The following is a 23,505-nucleotide window of genomic DNA, read 5'->3' as shown; positions in this document are numbered from 1 at the left end:
AACGGGCAGGATAACAAAAGCAAACTTATTGAGTTTGTTCTGTAACTTTTTCCATTTGTGTGCGTAACAAAGTAAGAATTGTTTCGAGGGGGTCATAATTTGGGATTTATAAGCGTTCTTCTTGTTGTTCTGGGATCGATGATGCTATTCAAGCCGTCGATAATCTGGACCATTACAGAGAGTTGGAAGTCTAATGATGCGACAGAGCCATCGGACTTGTATGTAAAGTCAACACGCTTTGGCGGGATTATAGTTACACTTGCCGGTTTAGGCGGTGTATTGACGTTTTGGTTTTTATAAAGAATAACATTTCACGTCGTTGAGCTAACGGATTACGAATCAACTCCGAAACGGCTGCCACGGGACAGCCGTCATTGTGGGCAATTAGGAAATAATAAAGATCACTATTTCGCTTAATCCATAAAAAAGCAGGTGAGTGTTATTGGGGTTTTTGCAATATTTTTAGTGCTTGTTGGATTGTTCAATTTGTTTGCTCCTCGGGCAGCATGGTTTGTTAGTATTGGTTGGAAGATAAGCAATGCTGAACCATCAGACGCATACTTGGTTATGCATCGCATTGGAGGGGGGATCGCCTGTATCGTTGCCGTCGTACTTCTTTTTACCGGGATAGGGCATACTGGTTCTCTTCAGATAGCGAACAAACCATACGAGCAGATCTTATCTCTAGTCCAATTGAGCCCGTAACGTTTCAGATGAAACCCGTTTCTCGGTTCAACTCAGACGAAGTCATAAGCTGGATTCGGAATTCCACTTGGGACAAACCTGCCATCGACTCCAACAAGCAAACAAGCTTCGCTTCCAGTGGAGAACTCATTTTGCATTATGCGGATAGTCATGAGATCAAAATATATGACATGTTAAATGGTCAATTTGGGATTGCTGAAAAAGCGTTCTACCCCGAATATGAATTCTCCAGTCCCGAATTAAAAAAATGGTTTTCGTCTATTGATAAATGAACATATATAAATGATTGATCAAATATTGAAGAACGAGTTGAGGAGCCTGCTTTGTTGCAACTCCTCTTTCATTTATTGAAGTAACGGGCAGTAATACTCAATAAATGTTTATTATTTAAAGGAAGCCCTCGTGAGAAGCCGTAGGGCTACGATTATACCCCGCTTAATTAAAAGGCTTTGATTTTCTTATTAAGCACTGTAGAGCAAAATAGGAATAATAGGTATAAATAAAAAACGGTGGAATCAGCTTTCCGAAAGGTGGTCATTCGAATGCATTCTGGCTTTCCAATCGTAATTATTGTGTTTATTTCCTTGTTTTTTGCCATTTGGACTGGGATTGCATTATTCATGGCAATCGCCCCTTATACATTTTGGAAAATAACTCAAAGTTGGAAATCATTCAAAGAGCCTCCAAAAATTTATTTTGTGTTCCAAAGGATTGGTGGAATTATTTGTTCTGTAATTGGTTTATCATTTTGGCTGTTTGCATGGTGGAGACTGTTGTAATACTTAAAAATTTGGGAACTTATCGTAGCGGTTTTCTTTTGGCCATAAACAATAATAAACGATAACATAGCCAATTAAAAAAGTTGATTCAACTCCCATGAAAATAAAAAAGCTTGAAATCTTAAAAAAGGGCAAATAAAAATAGACCCAGGAAAAACATTTTTTTAAAAAAGGCTGAGCCTCCGATTGATCATTATGGAGTTGGGTGGTAGTTTAGCAACATTCTTCTAAAAATAAAGGTAAGGCTGGTGCAACCAGTCAAAAAGGATTAATCTCCCATAAGTGCTACCCATATTGGGTGCGACAGTCTGTGATGCACCGTGATGGTTGGAGTCAGACTAACGGTTGGGCTCTAATGGCACCATAGTTTATAGACCTTCTTCTCCCAGCCATAGTAGCAGTATTGACAGATTTTATCCATTTTCATCCTCTGTGGTGCAGTGCTGATCTTGCACTGCATGGATGACTAACGGGCAGTGTAGCTCAATAATTTTTTCTTAAGTGTTCCAATGTAGCATTGCGAGGTTTAACACTTCATGATCTAAATCTCTTATATAATTGAAGACAAGATTCTACAAGTTTTGCGTCTTTGATGAGATATATTGTACATACCCCCGTTTTTGTGGCGGGCATTATGTTTAAACTTTGGAGGTTATCTATTAATGGAAACAGGCACTGTCAAATGGTTTAATGCGGAAAAAGGGTTTGGCTTCATTCAAAGGGAAAACGGCGATGATGTATTCGTTCATTTTTCTGCCATTCAAGGCGAAGGATACAAATCTTTGGACGAAGGGCAACGCGTTGAATTCAATGTTGTTAAAGGCCAACGTGGACCTCAAGCGGAGAATGTTGTAAAACTATAGTACTCTGTCATCGTAGCCTGTTCTTGACAATATGTCAGGAGCAGGCTTTTTATATTCTGTTCTTCCGGTTATTACTTAAAAGTAATGAGGTCAACCTGATAGAAATTTTCACTTTATTCTTTTGTTTAATGTGATATTATATTCATATATTCAAAAGTTTGAATATTAAGGGGAGCAACCGCAATGAACCAATATCAAAATATTCAGATGTTCAAGTCTGATTTTTTCAAGGCATTGGCACATCCCATGCGAATTCGTATTCTGGAAGTGTTGAGTGAAGGCAATAAAAATGTAAATGAGCTGCAAAGCATTTTGGGTTCGGAAGGCTCTGCCGTTTCTCAACAATTGGCGGTGTTACGCAATAAAAATGTTGTGTATGGCTTAAAGGAAGGAACAACGGTGGTGTATTCATTACGTGATCCGCTGATTAAAGATTTATTAGCTGTGGCGAAGCAGATATTTGATAATCACCTTGTTGATGCCATTTCACTGCTCGAAGGAATTAGAAAAGAACAATAAGTCAGTCAACAACTATCCGAAGTATCATACCGGAAAACCTTTTTTTCGTGATTGAATTATAATTTAGATGTTTAATTGTGGGAGAAGTATTTGCTATATATTCAAATAATCAAATATACAAAAAAGAAGGTTTTCAAATGAAATGGACAGGACGGTTTGAAGGCTATCACGCTGCTTCTTTACGTAAAGACCTTGTTTCAGGTCTGATTGTCGGTATTATAGCCATTCCGTTAGGAATGGCGTTTTCTATTGCTTCTGGTGTTAAACCGGAATACGGAATTTACACGACCATCGTTGCCGGGATTTTAATCTCCTTGCTTGGTGGTTCAAGATTTCAAATCGGTGGTCCAACCGGTGCGTTCATTCCAATCCTTTTTGCGATTGTCATGCAGTACGGGTATGAAAATTTATTGATTGCTGGATTTTTGGCGGGTATTATTTTGGTTCTCATGGGGGTGTTTAAACTAGGTGTTTTAATTAAGTTTATCCCGCGTCCTGTGACAATCGGATTTACAGCAGGAATCGCAGTCATTATTTTCAGCGGTCAAATAGCTAACTTCTTGGGTCTAACAAATATTGAGAAGCATGAAGACTTCTTATCCAACATGAAAGAAATCATTACTCACTTGGAAACAACTAGTATCTACAGTGTGATCACCGGAGTGATTTGTTTAGCAGTTATCTTACTTACACCAATGCTTTTACCAAAAGTACCTGGTTCTTTGGTTGGGCTGATCGTATCGGCGATTGTTGCTGCTCTGTTCTTTCATGGGCATGTTGCAACCATTGGGTCCTCATTTGGAGCCATACCGAGTACTCTGCCACACTTTCAAATTCCCGAAATAACATGGGAACGAATCGGAGCTTTGATTCGACCAGCATTCATAATAGCAATGTTAGGTGGTATTGAATCTCTTTTGTCAGCCGTTGTAGCAGATGGAATGACGGGAAAACGTCATAGCAGTAACCGTGAATTGATTGGACAAGGTATTGCCAACATTGTTACCCCACTCTTCGGTGGTATTCCAGGAACAGGTGCCATTGCAAGAACTGCAACGAACATCAAGAATGGAGCCGTTTCCCCTTTATCTGGCGTCATTCACGGTGTAGTGGTATTCATAATTCTCATTTTGTTTGCTCCATACGCTTCAGACATCCCACTGGCCAGTATGGCTCCAATCCTCATGCTTGTCGCTTGGAATATGAGTGAGCGAAAGGAATTTGCCCATGTTCTAAAAACCAAAACAAGTGACTCCATTGTGCTGGCAATCACATTTTTATTAACGGTTTTTACAAACTTAACAACGGCAGTTGAAGTTGGCTTAATCTTGGCAGTGTTACTGTTTGTTAAGCAAATGAGCGATATGTTAACCATTGCAAAAGTTTTACCCGATCCCGCCTCGGAAAAGGTTAAAGCCCATATGGTTACAGAAGGACATGATTGCCCACAGCTTAATATTTACACAATCGAAGGTCCTCTTTTCTTCGGTGCCGCCAACATGTTTGAGAAGTCCATAATGGACACCATTCACCTTCGACCTAAAACCTTACTTCTTCGGTTGGGTAAAGTGCCAATCATGGACACAACTGGTGAATCCAATTTATCTAGTGTGGTGAAACACTTCAAAAAGTTAGGTGGTATCGTGCTGATTTCCGGCATTCAACCACAGCCACTGGATGTATTGAAGAAGACAGGACTTTATGAACTTATTGGAGCTGAACATTTCTTTGCACACACGGGAGAAGCGATTGACTATGCTTTGCTCCAACTGGACTATAACAAATGCTTGGGTTGCAAACATTTCGCCTTCCGAGAATGCTCGGCGTTATCCAATGCTGAATCTCAACAGGGTGTTGTTCCTGTACCGCGTTGATCCCAAAAAACAACGGTAAAATGTTTGATTAGTTCCCTATAGACCAGAAAGAGCATTTTGAGATTGAAACAAAAGTGTTCTTGTGAAGGCTCCGGGATCATTACGAGGTTTGGGCAAAAATACTTGAAGCTTCAGAACGGCGGCAAATTGCTAAGGTTCGATGCATCAAGTAATTCAATGAATAGGTTCATGCACTGGGATTATGATTGAAAAGACGGCAGCCATTCTTGCCTAAGATAAAAGTCATGTAGCCGCGGCATCTCCTCGAAATTACCAAACGAACCGAAAGTTTTTATTTACTTGTTACGTTCCGAGGTTACGAACAAATGTAGTGACATTGCCTAAACAGCAAGACCCTTGCGGATTGTTGACTTCACAACCACAACGATCAGCTTGAACTTGTTCTCGAATATGTTCAATTGGTTGTTTTTTATCTTGAACTGCCCTTAGACGCTCTCTCGTCCAGCCAAAACAATAACAAACGGGTACATCCAGCGAATCCTCCTTTTGGAAAACCAAGACTTTGATGGTATCTTTGCTAAAGGTTTGCGTATCACTAAAATAGACAACATCACATGAAGGAGTGGAGCAAAAAGCATATGATAATGCGGGTTGGAAAATCTCCAATGCAGAAGGTTTAAGCAATGCTTTAAGAGTAACTGGTGTGACGCTTTTTCCATTCTGCCCACAAGAAGGGCAAATGTAGATGGTTTTAGTTTTGCTAGATGTTTGACAACAACTCTCCATAAATATCACCCCTATTCAGTGTGCCATCTCTTACTTTAGAAGGATTATTAAGATTTAGCATAACATTAAAATTGGACATATGTACAAAAACACTTATTTTTGTGAACATGTTCGAATTAATACGCAGAAAGGCCCCGATTCTCCATTTTACCTTTTCGTTGAAGAAAACCTCGTCCAAGAAAGAGTAAATGGATAGTAGGGCCATGTATTTAATTCTAAAATCAGGAGGATGGTTTCTTACCTCCCCATTATGTATTTTCGAGTGAGATCAACAAAAGAGCTGAGAAGACAATTTCCTTCTCAGCTCTTAACGCTCGTCCTTATTCATCTCACAATAGAGTCACATATTTGGTCACAGCGGTCACAGTTCTGGTCACAAAAACTGGTTGTTTTGAGTTATTTTGAAAGAGAAATCAGTAAAACTCAGTAAATAAGAAAATCGTTGAAAGGCTTGTCCAGCTTAGGTTTTCCCCGTATTTCAGCACTTTTTTAATACCAATAAAAACATCCTATACCTAGTGCGGAGCTTTGGATGTAGGTTTATTGAATGAACGATTGAAAGAAAGAAACATCCTGGCAGCCAGAGCAACCGGTGTACGCACGATTGCTGAGCTGCTGGATGCTCCTTTGGAGAGTGTTACCGATACTGCGAGAGCCATGGGGATTGAGCCCGGTATGCTGGGACGGGACGCGATTTTGAGAATGGTTTAAGAAATCTCCATTGCAGCTAACTGGCTACTGGGTGCAAGCAACAGTGCCGGAGTGGCTTAGATTTACCTTGGAACCGCATTGCGGTTCCTGTTTTGTTTCTTTGAAGCTTATCCCGTTTTCCGTCAGCCGATTTTTATTGGTGAATGCATAGGAGAAATAAACAGTCACAGGCTGGGAGGATTGTTTCAATGTTTGAAGCTGGCTTTTCAAGTTCTGATTCCACTGCGTCTGCAGATTGAAGTAGGAATACGACACGAGTGTAACGTTGATGAATAATACGGCAATCATGACCCAGCTCAGGCCGCGAATCACTTTTCGTTCTTCAAAGCTGAAACCCAGAAGTGCGATGACGAAGGGGATGATCCAAATATGCGGAACATACCTCGCCCACCAAGCTGCGTAATTGATAAATACCGAGGCGAGCAGGATGACCACCAGTCCGAGCACGACCATCGTTCGCGGAATGTTGAATAAAAAAGCCATAGCGAGAATGGCCAAGCATAGAACAAGAACACCGCTGAACAGCGGACCGAAACCGGAAATGGCGGTATCCGGAGAACCGTAGCTTTTCAGCTCATTCGCTTTAAATGTAAATGGTGTTTTCATTTGCGTTGTATCCCGTTCCGTGCTGTTTTCCTCGGATGCCGAGAAGTAAGAGGCTGTGGCCTGCTCGAACCGATTCAGGGTTGAGAAGCTGATCGGGGTAAATGCGGCGACAACGTCTCGTGCTTCATTACCCGCCAGTGGAAAGAACGGATTGTGGTATTTTATCGTATTGGTTACATACGGGTTAAAGCCCAGGATTACGATGCCGATAAATGCAGTCGCCGATAAAACAATCAGCATTTTCTTCAGAAGCGCATGCTTCTGTGTGATATACAACGCAGCGACAAGGCCGAAGCACAAAATGCCGGAGTAGGCGATCGCCGTAAATTTATTATTGAATACCAGCAAAATGCAAAATGAGAAGCCTGCGATCAAATAAGCATTGGATTGCAAATAAATCAAAACTCCAAGGGCAATTAAACAAATCAGAATGGAACCGAGCTGGCCATCCACATAAAAACTGAGGCACTGGTAAATGCTTACCGGGTTACAAGCAAGAAGCAGGGCCAGCAAAGCGGCCCGAACCCATTTTTTCTTTTGGATTGCGTACAGTGCAGAGAAGCTTAGAAAGAAGGACGCCAGGATGAGCAGGAAATTAAACACTTTGCTCAGCTCGATTTTGCCGGTCAATGCATACAACACCGCTCCGCATATTTCACTCGCCTTGGCGTAGTGATCGATCCAGATCGCATAGGGAGCCCCCTGCTCACCAAGCGTTTTATCATAAAACGGATTCCAGCCTTGGGCAAGTCGAATAATGGCTTCCTGGTGATAGGCTTGTCCGTCATAGCTTAAATCATAATAATTGCCACTGATGGCGAGAAAAATAAAAAACAGCGCAGCGGACAGCGCAAGACAAACAGCGAAATAGCGGCGATAGTTGTCCGGGAAATAAAACTTTGCGGTAAACCAAAGGAAGACTGCAGTAACAGCAAGAGCAATAAATATATGGGCGCCGTTAATGGAGAGACCCACGAGAAAAGAAAGCGATGGGACCACAAAGGCTGCTGCTGTAAATACCAATAGGGTAAGACCCATAAGCAAGCTTATATTCTTGATTCGATCGTTCATTTTACTCTCACTCCTATCTCTCTATACATCTTATCAAATGAAAAAGCTTGCTATCCAAGCCGTTATCGTACCTACTATCAAACCCCCGATGATTTCAATCTTGGTATGACCTTGCTTTTCCCTAAGGCTTGACGGTTCATGACTCTGATGGCTTCGGGTGAGTGAGTTAATCCATCTGGAGTTTTCCCCAACTGCACGCCGCACGCCTGTTGCGTCAATGATCACAATCATCGTAACAGCAACACTCAACCCAAAAAGCGGGGTATCCCAACCAGCGGTAAATCCAATCAACATGGCGATCGAGGAGATAACCGAGGTGTGAGTGCTTGGGAATCCGCCGTTGCCAACATGTCTTCTTGCTTCTTTACCATGCTTATATACATTAAATACGAATTTTAAGCAGCCTGAAGCCACCCATGCGACCAAAGGGATTATAGCAAATAAATAACTATGAACCTCATTCATATGCGTTGTTCCCCCAATTGTTTGTACACCTCTCTCATGATCTTGAAACGAAAAACACACCTGCTAAAATTAGAGCAAGCCCGGTCCATTTCGAACCCGAGATGGTTTCATTAAACAAATAGTAGCTCGCTAAAGCGACGATCACATAACCGATGCTGACCATCGGATAGGCGACGCTGATGTTCATTCTTTTTAAAGTGAGTAACCAAAACAAAGAGCTTAGCGCGTAGGAGAACAATCCGCCCAGAACCGTCCAGGAGCTTATCATTTTGAGCAAAGCCGATCCTGAATTCCATAATGGTTTCGGATGTTCAATTCCCCATTTCATGAGCAGCTGCCCGATCACGCCAAGCAGGACAGACAACAGCAGCCACACAAATTTCATCGATTTCCCCCCCTTCTTTCTATGCAAGGTTATTCCAGATAAATCAGAATGAGCACGACCGAGAATGCATAAAGCATAACCGTAACCAGGATGTGTCGGTCCTCTAATAATACTTTTTCCGGCTTACCACCTTTACCTTCGATATGAATCAAATACAAATAACGGAACACTCCATAAAACACGAACACAAGGGTCCACATCAGATGAACCGTATGATTGGATGTAAAGGTAAACAGCGCGTAGCTGATGAGCGTCATGGTAATCACAATGCTGTTAAACTGGTTCAGCAGCTCCATGGAATAGAAATCAAGCACCTTGCGATGAGAGCCCTTATTGGATTCAAGCAAGTAAAGCTCATGCCTGCGCTTGCTGATCGCCAGGAAGAGCGAAAGCAGCATCGTACAGATCAAAAACCAGGGAGTAAACGGAACGGCAATCATCAAACCGCCGCCGATGGCGCGTAGCACGAACCCGGATGCAATGATCAAAATATCAAGAATGACCACGTGCTTAAGCTTGAACGAATAGGCTACATTCAATAAGAAATAAAACAGCAGCAAGAAACTGAATAACGGATTAAATGTATACGCAGAAACGAGAGAAAACAGCAGCAAGAGCGCTCCGATGCACAAAGCCGCATACGGATTGATTGCACCTGAAGCCATCGGCCTGTTTCGTTTCTCCGGATGCTGACGATCAGCTTCCCGGTCGACGAAATCGTTAAGTATGTATACACTGCTCGATACAAAGCAAAACAGAAAAAAACCTGCGACCGAATGAAGCAGCATATCCATATTGGATTTTTTGATCGAAAATATAAGCGCAGCGAAGACCAGTAAGTTTTTGGTCCACTGCCGGGGACGTAACTGAAGGAAGTACATATAAGCAAGGTAAGGCAAAGTACCGGCTTTCTTTTCTCTGGCTTCAATATTCGAATTGGGCATGTTCATTCATGTTCCTCCTCATGTTTGCAAGTTGCTGCAGTCTTCACCAGTTTTTAATTATATAGAATAGGGTGTTCTTAATAAAGCGCGAAACATGATAGAAATAATGTGGAAATGGGAGGATTCGACGGCATAACCCCCTTTTATAGCTGATTATGTAAACATTTTGCAGTTTTTGTTTCGGGCAATTATGAGTTATAATTACAAATGGTTCTTTAATAAGAACTTCAAGGTTTTGTATGCAGAGATAGAGAGAAGGAGAGAAGAGCATTCATGGCTGATAAAATCACGGGAATTATTGATCTTTCCTATGCAATTACTGTTTTGATCATTCTCCTCACTTTTGTTCTTATTGGTTTCAGGTTTAGAGCGATGTGGCTGGAGAACAGGATGCAGCATGTTTTACGGAAGCATCAGGATTATTTTGATTATGTAAAGTCGCACATGTTTGAGAGTACTCCGCTGCTAAAGCCGGTTGGTTCGATACATAGAGCCGAACTCCTTGTGATTCAAGGGAAGCTGCTGAATTGGATGGAGAAGATTGTCGGAGCCGAGTGTGACAGATTGACGGAGCTTTGCCGTGATCTGGGCTTGGTTGACTTGAATATGAGAAGATTGCAAAGCGAAATACACTGGACAAGATTGGATGCGATTTTTAATCTTGGCATTATGCAGGCCAAAGAGGCAACCCCGGCCCTGCTTCAATTATTGGAAGAAGAGCGTTACGGAACCTCCGCTTTTGTTATTGCACGCTCCATTGCTAAATGCGCGCAAGATTTAAATGAGCTTGACCGGATGACACGTATACTGGCGAAGCATGGCAAGCAGTCTCATCGGCTTGTGACCAGCATACTTGTATTGTCTCGACTGGATTGGACCCCTCTGCTGGTTGTTTACTTGAACGAAACCGACGATGAGCTGGTGAAAATTGCTTTGACATGCTTGCAAACTCGATCCATCCCAGGTACGGAGGAAGTCTTGTCTTCGCTGTTGGATGCAGAGGACTCAGAGCTCCGATTATTGGCTGTACAGGCCTTGGTTCACCAGGGAACACGGATGACGCCTGAGCAAATGAACGAGCTGATGAGTCATGAAGATGCGGACGTCAGGGCGGAGGCTGCGGATGCATTTGGACAGGTTGGTATGGTAGCTTCTGTTGAGTCTCTCAAAGAAGGCTTGGAAGATTCAGATCGGCGTGTGCGTTACAACAGTGCACGGAGCCTGATTGACCTCGATTCCGCAGGCTTTGAAGCATTGTGCGAGGTAGCGTTCCATGGAGGCAATTCCCGAGAAGCGGCGTTTGCGAGCAATGTCATTCAAGAGGAATTATCAAGAGGGCCTATTTATTCCGAGGACCTGGAGCAAGCCATTCGCTATAACATGAGGCTGGATATTTACCGTCAGTATTCTAGCGGTCGTGAAGCGGCTAAACAACAAGAAAATTTTGGCAGGCTGAAGGTTTTGAAAGGAGATACCGCATGAAGGAGCTGCTCTTAGGTTATGCTTTGTTTTCCCTGTATTCCGTTTTCTTTGTGTATGTGTTTTATTTGATCATCATGCTGCTATCGCATAAGCGGATCATCCGCGTGATGAAAGGGTCGCAGTATACATGGTACCGCGAGCTTTCCGGCTCCGAACAAGTGCCCCCTGTATCCATTATGGTGCCCTCGTATAATGAAGAACTGACGATCATAGAGAATGTCAATAATCTGTTAAACCTCAACTATCCCACCTATGAAGTCATTGTTATCAACGACGGATCCAAGGACAATACCCTGCAAGTATTGATAGACGAGTTCAATTTGATGGACAAAAGCACGTATTCCGTCGGGCAAGCCCTCGAAGCTATGCCGATCAGAGGCGTTTACCACAACCCTCGCTATCCTAAGCTGTATGTGGTAGATAAGGAAAATGGGGGGAAGGCGGATGCTCTGAACGTGGGGATTAATGTTTCTCACTATCCCCTGGTAGCGACGATCGATGCGGATTCCCTTTTGGAAAAAGATGCATTAATCAGGCTCGCTGCGATGTATATGGAAAGTCCGGAGGAAACTGTAGCCATTGGGGGCAACGTGCGTGTGGCCAATGGTTGCATCATTGAGAATGGGATTGTAACAGAAGCGAGACTTCCCAAGAGATTGCTGCCATTATTCCAAAATCTTGAATACCTGAAAACCTTCCTAGCCGGAAGGATCGGCTGGAGCGCGATTAACGGACTTATTATTGTTTCCGGCGCTTTCGGGCTGTTCCGCAAAGACTACCTGATCAAGGTAGACGGCTATCGGGACGGCTTCCCTGGCGAGGATATGAATATTATTATCAAGCTTCATAAACACATGATAGATAACGATCTTCCTTATCGGATTGCCTATTGCCCGGATGCGGTTTGCTGGACGCAGGCTCCGGAATCGCTTCGCGTTTTGAAGAGCCAACGCAAACGCTGGTCGCGGGGAAACATCAAAAATATTTTAAAATACAGCAGCATGATGTTTGTGCCCAAGTATAAGGCGATAGGCATGCTGTCCATGCCGTATACCATGATCTTTGAAACATTGGGGCCTTATCTGAAAGTGACAGGTTACTTCGCTCTAATTGTCTACATCCTGCAGGATATGGCGAATTACAATATTATGCTGTACATTATCGGATTCAGTATGCTGGTCGAAATTTTATTCAGCTGCGGGGCTTTGCTGATTGAAGAGGTTGCGTTCAGACGGTACCCGAAATTCAGGGATCTCTTCAAAATGATGTTTTATTCCGTCCTGATGACACTCGGTTACAACCAGCTGAATGTATATTGGAAAATTCTCGGCCATATCGATTACATTCGCAATGACGATTCATGGGGAGTCATGGTCCGAACCAGCTGGAGAAGCGAAACGACCGGCCAATAACCAACCAGACAGGAGTGATCATTGATGTTACCGCATATTTCCAAAGGAGCTGCAGACAGCCTCCGTCTTTCTATTCTTATCAATAAGGCCATGATGGAATCGAACCAGCCAGCCTTCGGCTTGCTTCTTGTAGAATGCTCGCTGACGGAGGAGCAGTTGAAAGAGCTGGATGCTGTATTGGAGCAAATGGATTTAAATCTGCAAAAGTCCATTGTGTTTGAATTGGAAAGAGGCCTTCTGTCGATATTGCTTCCTGATCAAAAGCTCCATGCAACTCACTATGTCTCCCTGCAGGTCAAACAATTTTTGCAGGAGGAGCAGCTGCTTGGAGGCAATATCCTCATTGCCAATTTTTCTGGATTCGCGATGCCCGCAGATTCCGATATCGAGGCGATGATTGGCATGCTGCGGGAAGAAGTGGACCGTGAAAATACGATTTTGATCTACAATCCTCAGGAAGTGAAGAACAATAAATCGACGATTTTGATTATCGATGAAGATGAAGCCGTCGGAGAGCTGCTTGATTCACAGCTGCGGATGAAGGGGTTCCAGGTGTACAAGGCAAGCAGCGGGGAAGAGGGACTGCGTCTGTTTGACATCCTGCTCCCGGATTTGGTCATTACAGAGCTTTCGCTGCCGGTCTTTGACGGCTTTGAAGTCATTCGCAGCATTCGCAAAAAAATGAATACAGAGTGCCACATTATGGTGCTGTCCGATAATCAAATGGAGAAGGATATCAGCATCTGCTTTGAGATGGGCGTATCCGATTATATAAAAAAACCATATTCACCAGTGGAGCTGGAAGCCAGGGTTCGCCGGCTTTTGGAATAGGTTCTTAGATAGGAGGCCATAGCCGTGATAAAGAGAAATATCAAGCTGCGCTTAAGCATTTTCACAGCTGCGGCTCTGGTAGCCTGCTATTTTGGCTGGCAGCATTTTCAACCGATAAGGGCTGAGTATACACCTGTGGAGAGTACCCAGCTGTCGGACGGAACAAATGTGAAATTCCGTACCCAAGGCGAAAAGATAGAAGTTTACAGCAATCAAAAGTGGCAGCCCTTCTTTGCAAAAGGGGTGAATCTTGGAGCTACAACACCCGGATATGATCCTGGAGAGCTGGCGATCGATAAGCCGACTTTCTTGCGTTGGTTTGCCGAGATCAAAAAGCTGGGCTCTAATGTTATTCGGGTATATACCATTCATAATCCGGTCTTTTATGATTCATTGGTAGAGTATAATCATCAGCATCCGGAGGACCCTCTCTATTTTATTCAAGGAGTATGGTCGCCGGAGGAACAATTTTATAAGACGTATGATGCATTAAGCGCCATATCTATAAAAGCATTCAAAACTGAAATCTCTCACGCCGTCGGCGCGGTTTATGGAGATATCTCGATCCCGGCCGAGCAGGGAAAGGCCAGCGGGTCCTATAAAACAAATGCTGCCCCCTACTTGCTAGGCTGGAGCATCGGAACAGAGTGGGATCCGACTCTGGTTGATAGAACGAATAAGGCGCATCCGGGGCTGGCTCCATTTAAGGGCGATTATTTTCAAGCCAAGAGCAGCGCATCTCCATTTGAGAGCATGCTGGCGGAAATGCTCAATACGCTTGCTTCATTTGAATCCAGGTATGGCTGGCAGCATCCGTACACCTTTACCAACTGGGTAACCACAGATCCACTGTCGCATCCAGGTGAAATACTGGTTGATGAGGATTTGGTCAGTGTTGACGCTATGCATATCGAGCCGGTGAACTGGAAAGCAGGATATTTTGCTTCTTTTCATGCTTATCCGTACTATCCTGACTTTTTCCGTTTGGACGAAACGCTCAAGACTGTTCGCAACGATAAGGGTGAACTTGATTCTTATAAATCCTACCTGCGGCTCTTAAAAGAGCATCATAAAGGGATTCCGATTATGATCACAGAATTTGGCGTGCCCTCATCAAAAGGGGTTGCCCATCTGACGGATTTGGGGAGAAACCAGGGGGGCCATACGGAGCAGGAGCAGGGAATTATCGATGCTGATTTGCTGCACCAAATTAACCAAGAGCAGTATGCCGGAGCGATATTGTTCATGTGGCAGGATGAATGGTTTAAACGAACCTGGAACACACAGGATTATGAACAGCCGGTCGAGCGCCGAAAGTATTGGCTGAACGTGCTGACCAACGAGAAGCTGTTCGGACTTGACGGATTTTATTCGAGCAAGGATGGCCCGCTGAAAATAGACGGCAATCTGGATGATTGGAGCTCGATCAAGGACAAGAAAGAGTTCGTTTCCAGTGTACCCGGCTGGAAGAAAATGATGGTGACTCATGACGAGGCCTACCTGTACGTAGCTATAGAGCTGGAACAGAATTTTGATCCAAGCAAGATGACCCTGCATATCGGAACCGATACCCTTGAGGGCGGAAACAGGCATTCCAAAGAAATGGGCAACCGAATCCTGAATCAAGGTCTGGAGACTCTGATTTCCATTGGAAACGAGCAAGACAGTGCAATCAGCATTGCTTCCAATTACGATTTCACCGCCAGGCTTTGGGGTAAAATAAAAGGCATGTTTCCCGTCAATCCGGCTGAAATGAAGAATGATTCCGGAGTCTTTGCACCGTGGAAATTGCCGATCGATTTGAAAATGGCACCGCCTGCCGCAAAGAAAAGCAATCCTTATCAGGATGTTCTGGTCGGGCAGCTGCCGCGAGGTACGACGAATGCTGCAGATCCTAACTACAACTCGCTTGCCATGTGGGAAGCGAAAGGAAAAACGGTAGAAATCCGGATTCCCTGGATGCTGCTTGGCTTTTCGGATCCGAGCTCACTGCGGGTAGTGAATTATGAAGAAGCGGATGGCAAGCTGCTCACCTCGAAGATCGACGGCATTCGGCTGGTACCATGGATCATGGACAACAGCACGAAGGAGGTCCAGGGTCTTGGCGATGGCAGCACCGAGGTGGACATCTCGCAAATGCCGAAATACAAATGGAGGCCTTGGAACGAGGTTCATTTCCAAGAGCGGTTAAAGCAAAGCTATCCGATCATGCAGAAGGCTTTCAGCGAGATCAAGTAAAACGTCTTGATCTAACCTGACATGATCTATCACAATAAACATCCGATCCAATAGAAGAACTATTCTATGGAAGGATGTTTATTGTGTTTTTGTGAAAGCTTTGAAGAGAAGGAGTCTGAAGTCCTTTGTCCGGCATGTTCTGGATAGGTCCACGCGCTCATTTTTTCATAGAGGTTGAATACATATTATATTTTGCTCCTTAATTACCGATATTCTTCCTGAGCCAGTTTAGGATATGGCATCCAGATCAATCATCCAGGAGGAAGAAGAAGCATGAGGAAAAGAAGTACGGTAAGTATAATGGCAGCAATCCTGTTCTTTGTAGTAGCCATTACCTTACCCGGTCAATCTGTGCAAGGAAGCGCAGGGAGTGGTGGGACTATCGGAGTAAGCGGGATAAAGCAAGCTGACAATACAGCCTACTTGAACTCATATTGGTTTAGCAGCGTTGAAGCTTTGACGGACACACAAATGAAGGATCGTGTTTTGCAGCTTCAGACTTATCAGATCAAGTACCAATTGGCGGATATTGGAGTGCTCGTTTCCAGTATGGATTCGCTTAATGGAACTTTGCCGGCGGAGGGATACACGCAGCTCGCTCGCTGGATCAAAAATTCGAGGGAAGCCGATCCTAATCAGAAAATCATTGTTCTCGTCAATGATGGCAATCGAGTGGTTTGGGAGGCTGGCCAGAAAATAGGGAATCCATCCTTTGGCAATGCCACTTATAACACAAACCTGAGAGACGTTGCGGACAGCTTGATCAACAAAGGGATTGTGTACAATGGAGTCGCTTATAAAGCGGATGGCATTCAGTTTGACTTCGAGAGCTTTTTGAAGGATGATCAAGTGTTAAAAGCAACCTCTCAGTATGTACGTAATATTTTACCACAGGATGCCATCTTTTCTATTGCAGCTCCAGCCCATCCAAGCGTCTGGTCGGATGCTTACTTGAAAGAAATGGCGAGCATTTTCAATCAGCTGTGCCCGATGATGTATGACCAATTAGAGCCGGATTATTGGGTCAATTCTCCAGAAACCTATCAGTTATTCTGGGAAAAGACGATCATCCGTTATGCAAATGCGATAGCGGATAGCAGTCATCCTGAAGCTAGGCTAAATCCGACTATGCCTGCCTACGGTAAAAAGGTGACGGACACAGGCTTTGTATATCATGATCCCAATATCGAAAATATATATAACGCCTCGATAGGGCTTCAAAAGGCAAGAGCTCAGCTGGCTGCGGATCGGCTGACTAAGCCAACGCTGAATCCAAATGGAGTTCATGGAGCGGGGATATTTTGGTGGAGTTCCTTTATTTATGAAGGTGTAAATCCTTGGGATGGACATGACTATGCGCAGGATCGCCAGTGGTGGATAGAGGAGTGGCTGCAGAAATAACAGCCTAATATTTAAAAAAGGCATTCCCGCTTCGCTGATCAAGCGAAAGGGATTGCCCTTTTGTCATTTAACGGAGTTTTTAGAGCGCCATTTGTTATATTCCAGAAATTCGGAAAACTGTTCTTTGGAAACGCCGGATGCCATTGCATCGCGAACCAACTGGGACCATTCGGGATCGAGGGCCGGTTCAATTTTTTTTCCTGGAAAGAAGGTTTCTATGGGAACCCCCAGTACGGTGGAAATTTTTTCGAGAAATTGAATCGAAGGATTCGATTGAATATCCCGTTCAATGCTGCTTAAATAAGATTTGGCTACTCCCGCCCGCTCCGCAAGTTCATTAATGGATAATCCCTTTTCGAAGCGAAGCTGTTTCACACGGTTGCCGATCATGCAAACTCCTCCTAGGTGACAAAGGCTCATTGGATATTTACATTCATTTTACCAAAAATTAATAACTTTGTGGATAAAAAAATACAAATTGCAAGGAGATAAAATGAATTTTTTTTAATTTTGTGAAAGCGTTTTCCAATGTCGGCGAAAAAAGGGAGAAAGAGGAAAATTACGGGGAAAGAGGAGGAGGAAGTTTATGTAGTTCATTCTTTTTTTTCAGTGGAATCGGCGTAAGTACCGTCTTTTAGGAAAAGCTTAATCTCTTCCAATGGAATACCCATCGTTTGTGCCGTTGCTATCAAATGAATCCAATCATTGTCCAAATCCAAGTGTTGCTCATTTCTTCCAAAGGTGTTACCTGCATTCATATTAGTTTTGCACCTCCGATATCTTTTTTCCAAATGACAAAAGGTATAGGGCAGCGACAAATATACCATTCGTAAGGGAAAGATGATTTAAGGGGGCAGGGATGTTGATTATGTAATATCTTTTACATATAATATGAACCAACAATATGAACCAACAAGATGATACTCATGTCGTGATTATGATTAAGGATCAATAATAACATAATGGAGGTTCCAGTTGAACACGCTCTCATTTGGACTGCTCAGCTTACTGAATAAAAGTTCACGTACGGGTTATGAACTCATGCGGCAAATTCATCTTTTTTGGCAAGTTCAGCACAGCCAGATTTACCCGTTGCTGGCTAAGCTGGAGAAAGCAGGCCTTGTTGAATTTGTAATAGTCGAGCAATCGGACAAACCGGACAAGAAGGTATACTCCATTACCCAAAGCGGAAAGGATGCGCTCAGGGAGTGGATTTCAATGCCCGCGGCTGATCCTGTGACCCGTGATGAGCTGCTGCTAAAGGTTTACAGCATTTCTTTATCTGATCGGAGTGCGGCCATAAAATTAATTCGTGAACGCGCATGCTTCCATCAAGAAAAACTCGAAAGTCTGAATCAGTCCCTGAATAAAATTAAAGCAGAGTCCGGGATGGAAGCAGCAGAACTGAATTTGCAATCCTCGTATTTCGGTTCATATTTGATTGTGCACAAAGCGATTATGGTCCATCAGGCTAATCTGGAATGGTGCCGCTGGGTAGAAAGCATTATCGATATAGAGCCCCGGTAAGAGAAAAAATAAAATGCGGCTGTCCCCCCGTCATCTCACAATGACTCCCGGAACAGCCGCATCTTTTCCACAAAAGTAAAATAATTTTCGGAGTCTCCGAAACCCAATCATGAAAATAGATTGCGTAAATTTTCCGCAAAAGGAGCACGGATAATGCCTTTTTCCGTAATGATTGCCGTCACATATTCGTGCGGCGTTACATCGAAGGCAGGATTGTACACCTTCACCCCGACTGGCGCTGTACGCTTGCCAAAGCCCTGGGTGATTTCGTCCTCGTGCCGTTCCTCGATCGGGATATCCGCTCCGGTCGGCGTATTCAAATCGATCGTGGACATCGGGCACGCCACATAAAAAGGGATGCCATGCGCCTTCGCCAGAACCGCCACGCTGTACGTGCCGATCTTGTTGGCCACATCGCCGTTGGCCGCAACCCGGTCCGTTCCCACGATGACCGCCTGGATCCACCCCTTGGACATCACGGCTCCCGCCATGTTGTCGCAGATCAAGGTCACATCCACGCCGGCCTGATGCAGCTCGAATGCCGTAAGCCTCGCCCCCTGCAGAACCGGCCGGGTCTCGTCGGCAAACACCTTCAGGCTCAGGCCCTGCTCCTTCGCCAAATAAAAGGGCGCCAGGGCTGTGCCGTACCTCGTTGTCGCCAAACCGCCTGCGTTGCAGTGAGTCAGGACGCCGAAGCCGTCCTGAAACAGAGTCAGCGCGTGCTCGCCGATGCGACGATTCGTAGCCTCATCCTCGGCCTGGATGAGCTGCGCTTCCTCGAGCAAAGCCGGCTTCATCGCCGCTGCGCTCAGCCCGGCTTCGGCCAAAGCTTGCGCCCGCGCTTTCATCCGGTCGAGCGCCCAAAACAAGTTGACCGCCGTCGGACGGGAGGTCGCCAAATACGCCGCCTGCTCACGAACTCCGGCGAGCAGCAGCTCCCGGCCTTCGGCTTCACTGCGGCCCTCGACCGCGATGCCGCGGATGCCGAGGTAAACGCCGTAAGCCGCGGCGATGCCAATCGCCGGTGCGCCCCGCACCTTAAGGCGGCGGATCGCTTCCCACACTTCGGCGGGTGTTTCCAAAGACAAATAAACAATTTCCTCCGGCAATAGTCGTTGATCGAGCAAATCCAGCGCTTGCCCCGTCCAACGAAGGGACTGCAGAGCGTCTTCGCCTTTCGATTGTTCCTGTATGTTAGTCATTGGGAAATAACCTCTTTTCTGATCCAAACCTCACTGTAGCAATGTGAATTTTGCTCTATTCAACACGGAAAGCTCATAATTTGCACGGTGGCATCAGCCCTTTGGACCATCTCCTCGATGGAGCTTGCTTGTCGGCCCATGCGGATGAGCTCGGTACCGATGGCAAGTGCGAGGCGCTGAGCGCGTTCACGGGCAGCGGCATCTTCTATTTTATCAATATCCGCCACATGCGCCAAGCCAATTACACGGCGAACCATTTTAGCACCGGCAAAACCAAACGTATCCTGGAGTAATCTGCGCATATACAAATCCTGATAGCCGGGTGTCCGGAACAAACGATCCGAGCTGTGCTGAGACCAAAGAGAACGGAATTCCTTTTCAAAATGATTCCATACGTCCTTCACCGTATTCAGCAGATAACTGCGATACTCGGCACGTTCTTCCGGAACAGGGCTCCAGCCTTCTTGTGCTGCAAAATTAAGCAGCAGGTTAGCCAGAACAGCTCCAATATCAAAGCCCATAGGCCCGTAATAAGCGAATTCCGGATCAATGACCTTGGTCGAATCCGTTCGGATAAAGATACTCCCCGTATGCAAATCCCCATGCAGCAAGGCTTCAGAACGCGTCAAAAATTTCTCGCGCAGCTGGGCTACTTCAAGAAGCAGCTCATTATTCTGCCAAATAGCTTCTATGGCGTCACGAAGGTGCTCCTCAAAATTATTCGTTTCCGCATCCCGATAAGGATCATCAAAAATCAAATCCTCAGTAATTTTGCACAGCTCCGGGTTTATAAATCGGCCCTGCTGGAGTTTCTTTTCCTGCTGATTCATTCCCAAATCGGAAGTGTAATAAAGAGTATGCGCTAGAAAACGACCTATATCGCCGGCGAATAAAGGGTACTGATTTCTATCCATCAAGCCTTTCCGCATAATCACATGATCGCTTAGATCTTGCATCGCGGTTAAGGCCAGATTACGATCATATACGTAAACGTGCGGTACCAAATCCGGACATAGAGATTCCTGGATTTGCAGCACTTCACTTTCAATTCTTGCACGGTCCAGGGTGAGAGGCCACGATTCGCCAACAACTTTGGCATAGGGCAGCGCCTGTTTCAAAATAATGCTTCTGCCCGTGGCAGGCTCCGATATGTGAAAGACGAGATTGAGGTTGCCATCGCCAATTTCGCGGCTGACAAGCTCGGCTCCAGTCTGGAACAGCTCGGGAATTTTTCTGGAATATTCAATTGCTTCAGCTTCGGATAAGGGATGATAATTGGTCAATAGGATAACCTCCTGCAATTCAAGGTTGAATTCCAACCTGTTTTCTATGTATTATAGCCCTTTTCAGGAGCCATTTCCACATAGGCGGCCAAGATTTAACACATACTAAATCATAACAGCTTCATTACTAAATAAGGAGGAATTTCAAATGGCTACAGCAGCAACCGCAAAAAATGTCGCTTCCGTTCAAAAGGTATTAAACAAACAAGTTGCAAACTGGGGTTTGCTTTATGTCAAATTCCACAACTTCCATTGGTATGTAAAAGGAACCGAATTCTTCTCCCTTCATATTAAATTCGAAGAGCTTTATAACGAGGCGCATCAATATTTGGATGTACTGGCTGAACGCTTATTGGCGATTGACGGTAAACCCTATGCGACGATGAAAGAATACCTAGCGGAATCTTCTTTAAAAGAAGCTAAAGGCTCCGAGTCGACTCAGCAAATGATTCAAGGTATTGTGGCTGACTGTGAGATGCTTCTTACAGAGCTTAATGAAAGCATGAAAGTTGCTGAAGAAGCAGAGGATGAGACAACCGTTGATCTGTTCCTGGAAATCCATGCAGCTTTGGAGAAACAGCGTTGGATGTTTAAAGCCTATCTGGGACAATAAACGACTTTTCAAATATTATAAATGGGGCAATCCTTCAGCCATTACCATGGCTTTGGGACTGCTCTTTTTTTATTGACATGGATCTCAACACCCATTTGCCTTATTTGGAAAGCACTAGTGCACCCATTTGACCTTCGGGTTAAGAACAGATATCATTTTTATAGAAGCAAGAATAAAGAGAGCCCTTTTAACTCAAGCAGGGGAGGTCAAAGCTACGGATACCATCAGAGGAATGCCTGCGTTAAAGGAATGGGCGGTTGCCATCCAGGCGCTCAAGAGCGGTGATCAAATCATGATCATGCGCAAAGGAGGATTAGCTGAGGAAACGCGTGATTTTCAGGTAAAAGCGGATTCGTTCTATTTATATCCTGCCTATGAGCATCAGAAAAAAGAGCTGCTGAAAGAGGAATATCAGGATCAAATCGACGAAACACTACGTGAATGGAAGCCGGATGACTCAGTCACAACGATAACTGCCTATGCAAAGCTGGCTGAGGACATCGAAATTACGGATCAGGAACAAATCGACCGTCTTTATTCCTTTCATATATGGACGAATCGTTTTACAGAGGACAGGCTTCATTGGAAGCGGAAAAATCCGCTGCATCTGCTGCTGCTTCGCATATATAAGCTGGATCAACCGTTCAAGGTGGACTCACTGCCTGAATATAACGGTTGCAAATCCTGGATCGAGCTGCCTGCAAACCATGCAATGCCCCCAGGCCAACCCGTAATGAACGACGAAGTTTTTGAGCAATCCGTCTCAAAAATTCAAAAAGCATTGAAATATGACCTTTATTGATTTTCCAGGGTAAGGTATAATAGAATTATTCTAATGATAATCAGTGATAATCATTTAAGAATGATTATAATCTGTATATAAATATCAACCATATGGAGGCAGAAGAATAATGTCAAATTCAACATCATTCACTATAGACGGGCTCCGTGCTAACGTTGAGGGGAAAGAAATCTTGAAGGGGGTCAGCCTTGAAATCAAAGGCGGAGAAATTCACGCGATCATGGGACCGAACGGTACCGGTAAAAGTACGCTCGCAGCCGCATTGATGGGACATCCCAAGTATGAAGTTACGGAAGGCTCAGTTACCTTGGATGGAGAAGACGTTCTCGACATGGCTGTCGACGAAAGAGCGCGTGCAGGTCTCTTCCTGGCTATGCAGTATCCAAGTGAAATTACAGGAGTGACTAATTCCGACTTTCTTCGCAGTGCGATCAACGCGCGCCGCGGTGAAGGCAATGAAATATCATTAATTCGCTTCATTCGCCAAATGGAAGCAAAGATGAAGGACTTGGAAATGAATCCTGAATTCATGCACCGTTATTTGAATGAGGGCTTCTCCGGAGGCGAGAAGAAACGTAACGAGATTTTGCAAATGCTGCTTCTTGAGCCAAAGATCGCTATATTGGACGAGATTGATTCAGGGCTTGATATCGATGCTCTAAGAATTGTTGCAGAAGGCGTGAATGCACTTCGCAGCGAGGAGCGCGGCTTCCTTATTATCACGCATTACCAACGCCTGCTGAATTATGTAACGCCTGATTTTGTACATGTTATGATGCAAGGCCGCATCGTGAAATCCGGCGGTCCTGAGTTGGCTCAGCGTCTGGAAGCGGAAGGCTATGATTGGGTCAAGGAAGAGCTTGGCATCGTTGATGAAACGGTCGGTCAAGAAGAGGAAGAATTCAAGGTTCCGATGAAAACGACTGTTCCCAAATACAACTAACACAAGACGCAAGCTTATGATGCAAGCTTTCATAGCAAACAAGTTGATAACCAGGCAGCGCTTTGCATCTTACTGGTTACAACAAAAGGAAAGCAATCGGGA

Annotated in this window: 24 protein-coding genes and 1 pseudogene; 16 read left to right on the top strand and 9 right to left on the bottom strand. The window is 44.6% G+C overall.

The window, feature by feature from the left end:
* The first annotated feature begins 99 nt into the window (after window positions 1-99).
* The 6 genes from BLV33_RS11320 (at window position 100) to sulP (ending at window position 4,740) form a co-directional block, all read left to right on the top strand.
* The gene (locus BLV33_RS11320) at window positions 100-300 is read left to right on the top strand and encodes a DUF6199 family natural product biosynthesis protein (protein ID WP_090791104.1); all 201 of its coding nucleotides are present in this window, start codon (window positions 100-102) and stop codon (window positions 298-300) included.
* Between the two features lie 132 nt (window positions 301-432).
* On the top strand, window positions 433-705 hold the full coding sequence (locus tag BLV33_RS30685; RefSeq protein ID WP_366414803.1) for a DUF6199 family natural product biosynthesis protein: 273 nt from the start codon (window positions 433-435) through the stop codon (window positions 703-705).
* A 542-nt stretch (window positions 706-1,247) separates the two neighbouring features.
* Window positions 1,248-1,484 (top strand): DUF6199 family natural product biosynthesis protein, encoded by a 237-nt coding sequence (locus BLV33_RS11305; RefSeq protein ID WP_090791102.1) that lies wholly within the window; start codon window positions 1,248-1,250, stop codon window positions 1,482-1,484.
* Window positions 1,485-2,146: 662 nt separating this feature from the next.
* Window positions 2,147-2,347: a cold-shock protein gene (locus tag BLV33_RS11300; protein WP_090791100.1), complete on the top strand. Its 201-nt coding sequence runs from the start codon at window positions 2,147-2,149 to the stop codon at window positions 2,345-2,347.
* Window positions 2,348-2,530: 183 nt separating this feature from the next.
* Window positions 2,531-2,866, top strand: coding sequence for an ArsR/SmtB family transcription factor (locus BLV33_RS11295; protein ID WP_090791097.1), 336 nt, complete (start codon window positions 2,531-2,533; stop codon window positions 2,864-2,866).
* 137 nt (window positions 2,867-3,003) lie between these two features.
* Window positions 3,004-4,740 (top strand): SulP family inorganic anion transporter, encoded by a 1,737-nt coding sequence (gene sulP / locus BLV33_RS11290; protein WP_090791094.1) that lies wholly within the window; start codon window positions 3,004-3,006, stop codon window positions 4,738-4,740.
* A gap of 303 nt (window positions 4,741-5,043) precedes the next feature.
* Here sulP and BLV33_RS11285 read toward each other — a convergent pair whose 3' ends face one another.
* Window positions 5,044-5,487: a putative iron-sulfur cluster-binding metallochaperone gene (locus BLV33_RS11285; protein ID WP_090791092.1), complete on the bottom strand. Its 444-nt coding sequence runs from the start codon at window positions 5,485-5,487 to the stop codon at window positions 5,044-5,046.
* Window positions 5,488-6,006: 519 nt separating this feature from the next.
* On the opposite strand from BLV33_RS11285, the pseudogene BLV33_RS11280 reads away from it, so the two are divergent.
* Window positions 6,007-6,198, top strand: a pseudogene (locus tag BLV33_RS11280) (YunC family protein); the annotation flags it as partial.
* A gap of 24 nt (window positions 6,199-6,222) precedes the next feature.
* Here BLV33_RS11280 and BLV33_RS11275 read toward each other — a convergent pair.
* The 4 genes from BLV33_RS11275 to BLV33_RS11260 are packed head-to-tail and all read right to left on the bottom strand — an operon-like array spanning window position 6,223 to window position 9,669.
* Entirely contained in the window at window positions 6,223-7,875 is a 1,653-nt protein-coding gene (locus tag BLV33_RS11275) for a hypothetical protein (RefSeq protein WP_090791087.1), read from the bottom strand.
* Window positions 7,876-7,908: 33 nt separating this feature from the next.
* A complete protein-coding gene (locus BLV33_RS11270; RefSeq protein ID WP_090791085.1) occupies window positions 7,909-8,340 on the bottom strand; it encodes a divergent PAP2 family protein in 432 nt (143 codons plus the stop codon).
* A gap of 34 nt (window positions 8,341-8,374) precedes the next feature.
* Window positions 8,375-8,725: an SMR family transporter gene (locus tag BLV33_RS11265; RefSeq protein WP_090791082.1), complete on the bottom strand. Its 351-nt coding sequence runs from the start codon at window positions 8,723-8,725 to the stop codon at window positions 8,375-8,377.
* A gap of 29 nt (window positions 8,726-8,754) precedes the next feature.
* Window positions 8,755-9,669 carry a decaprenyl-phosphate phosphoribosyltransferase gene (locus tag BLV33_RS11260; protein WP_090798876.1) on the bottom strand — a complete coding sequence of 305 codons (915 nt, stop codon included), beginning with the start codon at window positions 9,667-9,669 and terminating at the stop codon, window positions 8,755-8,757.
* A gap of 273 nt (window positions 9,670-9,942) precedes the next feature.
* Between BLV33_RS11260 and BLV33_RS11255 the strand changes: the two genes are divergently transcribed.
* The 5 genes from BLV33_RS11255 to BLV33_RS11235 all read left to right on the top strand — a co-directional run bounded on the left by BLV33_RS11255 (window position 9,943) and on the right by BLV33_RS11235 (window position 17,033).
* On the top strand, window positions 9,943-11,151 hold the full coding sequence (locus BLV33_RS11255) for a HEAT repeat domain-containing protein (protein ID WP_090791080.1): 1,209 nt from the start codon (window positions 9,943-9,945) through the stop codon (window positions 11,149-11,151).
* Window positions 11,148-12,563, top strand: a complete 1,416-nt coding sequence (locus tag BLV33_RS11250; RefSeq protein ID WP_090791078.1) for a glycosyltransferase family 2 protein — start codon at window positions 11,148-11,150, stop codon at window positions 12,561-12,563. The genes BLV33_RS11255 and BLV33_RS11250 overlap by 4 nt, the downstream gene beginning before the upstream one ends.
* Window positions 12,564-12,587: 24 nt before the next feature.
* Window positions 12,588-13,394, top strand: a complete 807-nt coding sequence (locus BLV33_RS11245; protein ID WP_090791075.1) for a response regulator transcription factor — start codon at window positions 12,588-12,590, stop codon at window positions 13,392-13,394.
* 24 nt (window positions 13,395-13,418) lie between these two features.
* A complete protein-coding gene (locus tag BLV33_RS11240) occupies window positions 13,419-15,632 on the top strand; it encodes a hypothetical protein (protein ID WP_253187035.1) in 2,214 nt (737 codons plus the stop codon).
* Between the two features lie 273 nt (window positions 15,633-15,905).
* Window positions 15,906-17,033: a glycoside hydrolase family 18 protein gene (locus BLV33_RS11235; protein WP_090791070.1), complete on the top strand. Its 1,128-nt coding sequence runs from the start codon at window positions 15,906-15,908 to the stop codon at window positions 17,031-17,033.
* Between the two features lie 63 nt (window positions 17,034-17,096).
* Here BLV33_RS11235 and BLV33_RS11230 read toward each other — a convergent pair whose 3' ends face one another.
* Both BLV33_RS11230 and BLV33_RS29300 read right to left on the bottom strand, forming a co-directional pair.
* Window positions 17,097-17,423: a helix-turn-helix domain-containing protein gene (locus BLV33_RS11230; protein ID WP_090791068.1), complete on the bottom strand. Its 327-nt coding sequence runs from the start codon at window positions 17,421-17,423 to the stop codon at window positions 17,097-17,099.
* Between the two features lie 203 nt (window positions 17,424-17,626).
* A complete protein-coding gene (locus BLV33_RS29300; protein ID WP_171909111.1) occupies window positions 17,627-17,791 on the bottom strand; it encodes a hypothetical protein in 165 nt (54 codons plus the stop codon).
* 217 nt (window positions 17,792-18,008) lie between these two features.
* On the opposite strand from BLV33_RS29300, the gene BLV33_RS11225 reads away from it, so the two are divergent.
* Entirely contained in the window at window positions 18,009-18,560 is a 552-nt protein-coding gene (locus BLV33_RS11225) for a PadR family transcriptional regulator (RefSeq protein WP_090791065.1), read from the top strand.
* A gap of 107 nt (window positions 18,561-18,667) precedes the next feature.
* Here BLV33_RS11225 and mtnA read toward each other — a convergent pair whose 3' ends face one another.
* Window positions 18,668-19,762, bottom strand: a complete 1,095-nt coding sequence (gene mtnA / locus BLV33_RS11220) for an S-methyl-5-thioribose-1-phosphate isomerase (RefSeq protein ID WP_090791063.1) — start codon at window positions 19,760-19,762, stop codon at window positions 18,668-18,670.
* A gap of 59 nt (window positions 19,763-19,821) precedes the next feature.
* A complete protein-coding gene (gene mtnK, locus BLV33_RS11215; RefSeq protein ID WP_090791061.1) occupies window positions 19,822-21,045 on the bottom strand; it encodes an S-methyl-5-thioribose kinase in 1,224 nt (407 codons plus the stop codon).
* A gap of 148 nt (window positions 21,046-21,193) precedes the next feature.
* Here mtnK and BLV33_RS11210 point away from each other — a divergent pair, with 148 nt between their 5' ends.
* From BLV33_RS11210 to sufC, 3 genes are all read left to right on the top strand, one after another.
* A complete protein-coding gene (locus tag BLV33_RS11210) occupies window positions 21,194-21,658 on the top strand; it encodes a Dps family protein (protein ID WP_090791059.1) in 465 nt (154 codons plus the stop codon).
* 232 nt (window positions 21,659-21,890) lie between these two features.
* On the top strand, window positions 21,891-22,460 hold the full coding sequence (locus tag BLV33_RS11205; protein WP_090791056.1) for a DUF1802 family protein: 570 nt from the start codon (window positions 21,891-21,893) through the stop codon (window positions 22,458-22,460).
* A 109-nt stretch (window positions 22,461-22,569) separates the two neighbouring features.
* Entirely contained in the window at window positions 22,570-23,403 is an 834-nt protein-coding gene (sufC, locus tag BLV33_RS11200) for a Fe-S cluster assembly ATPase SufC (RefSeq protein WP_090791053.1), read from the top strand.
* Window positions 23,404-23,505 lie beyond the last annotated feature (102 nt).

This window comes from Paenibacillus sp. GP183, assembly GCF_900104695.1.
In the GTDB taxonomy this organism is placed as follows: Bacteria; Bacillota; Bacilli; order Paenibacillales; family NBRC-103111; genus Paenibacillus_AI.
This window is presented reverse-complemented; position numbering and strand designations above follow the sequence as displayed.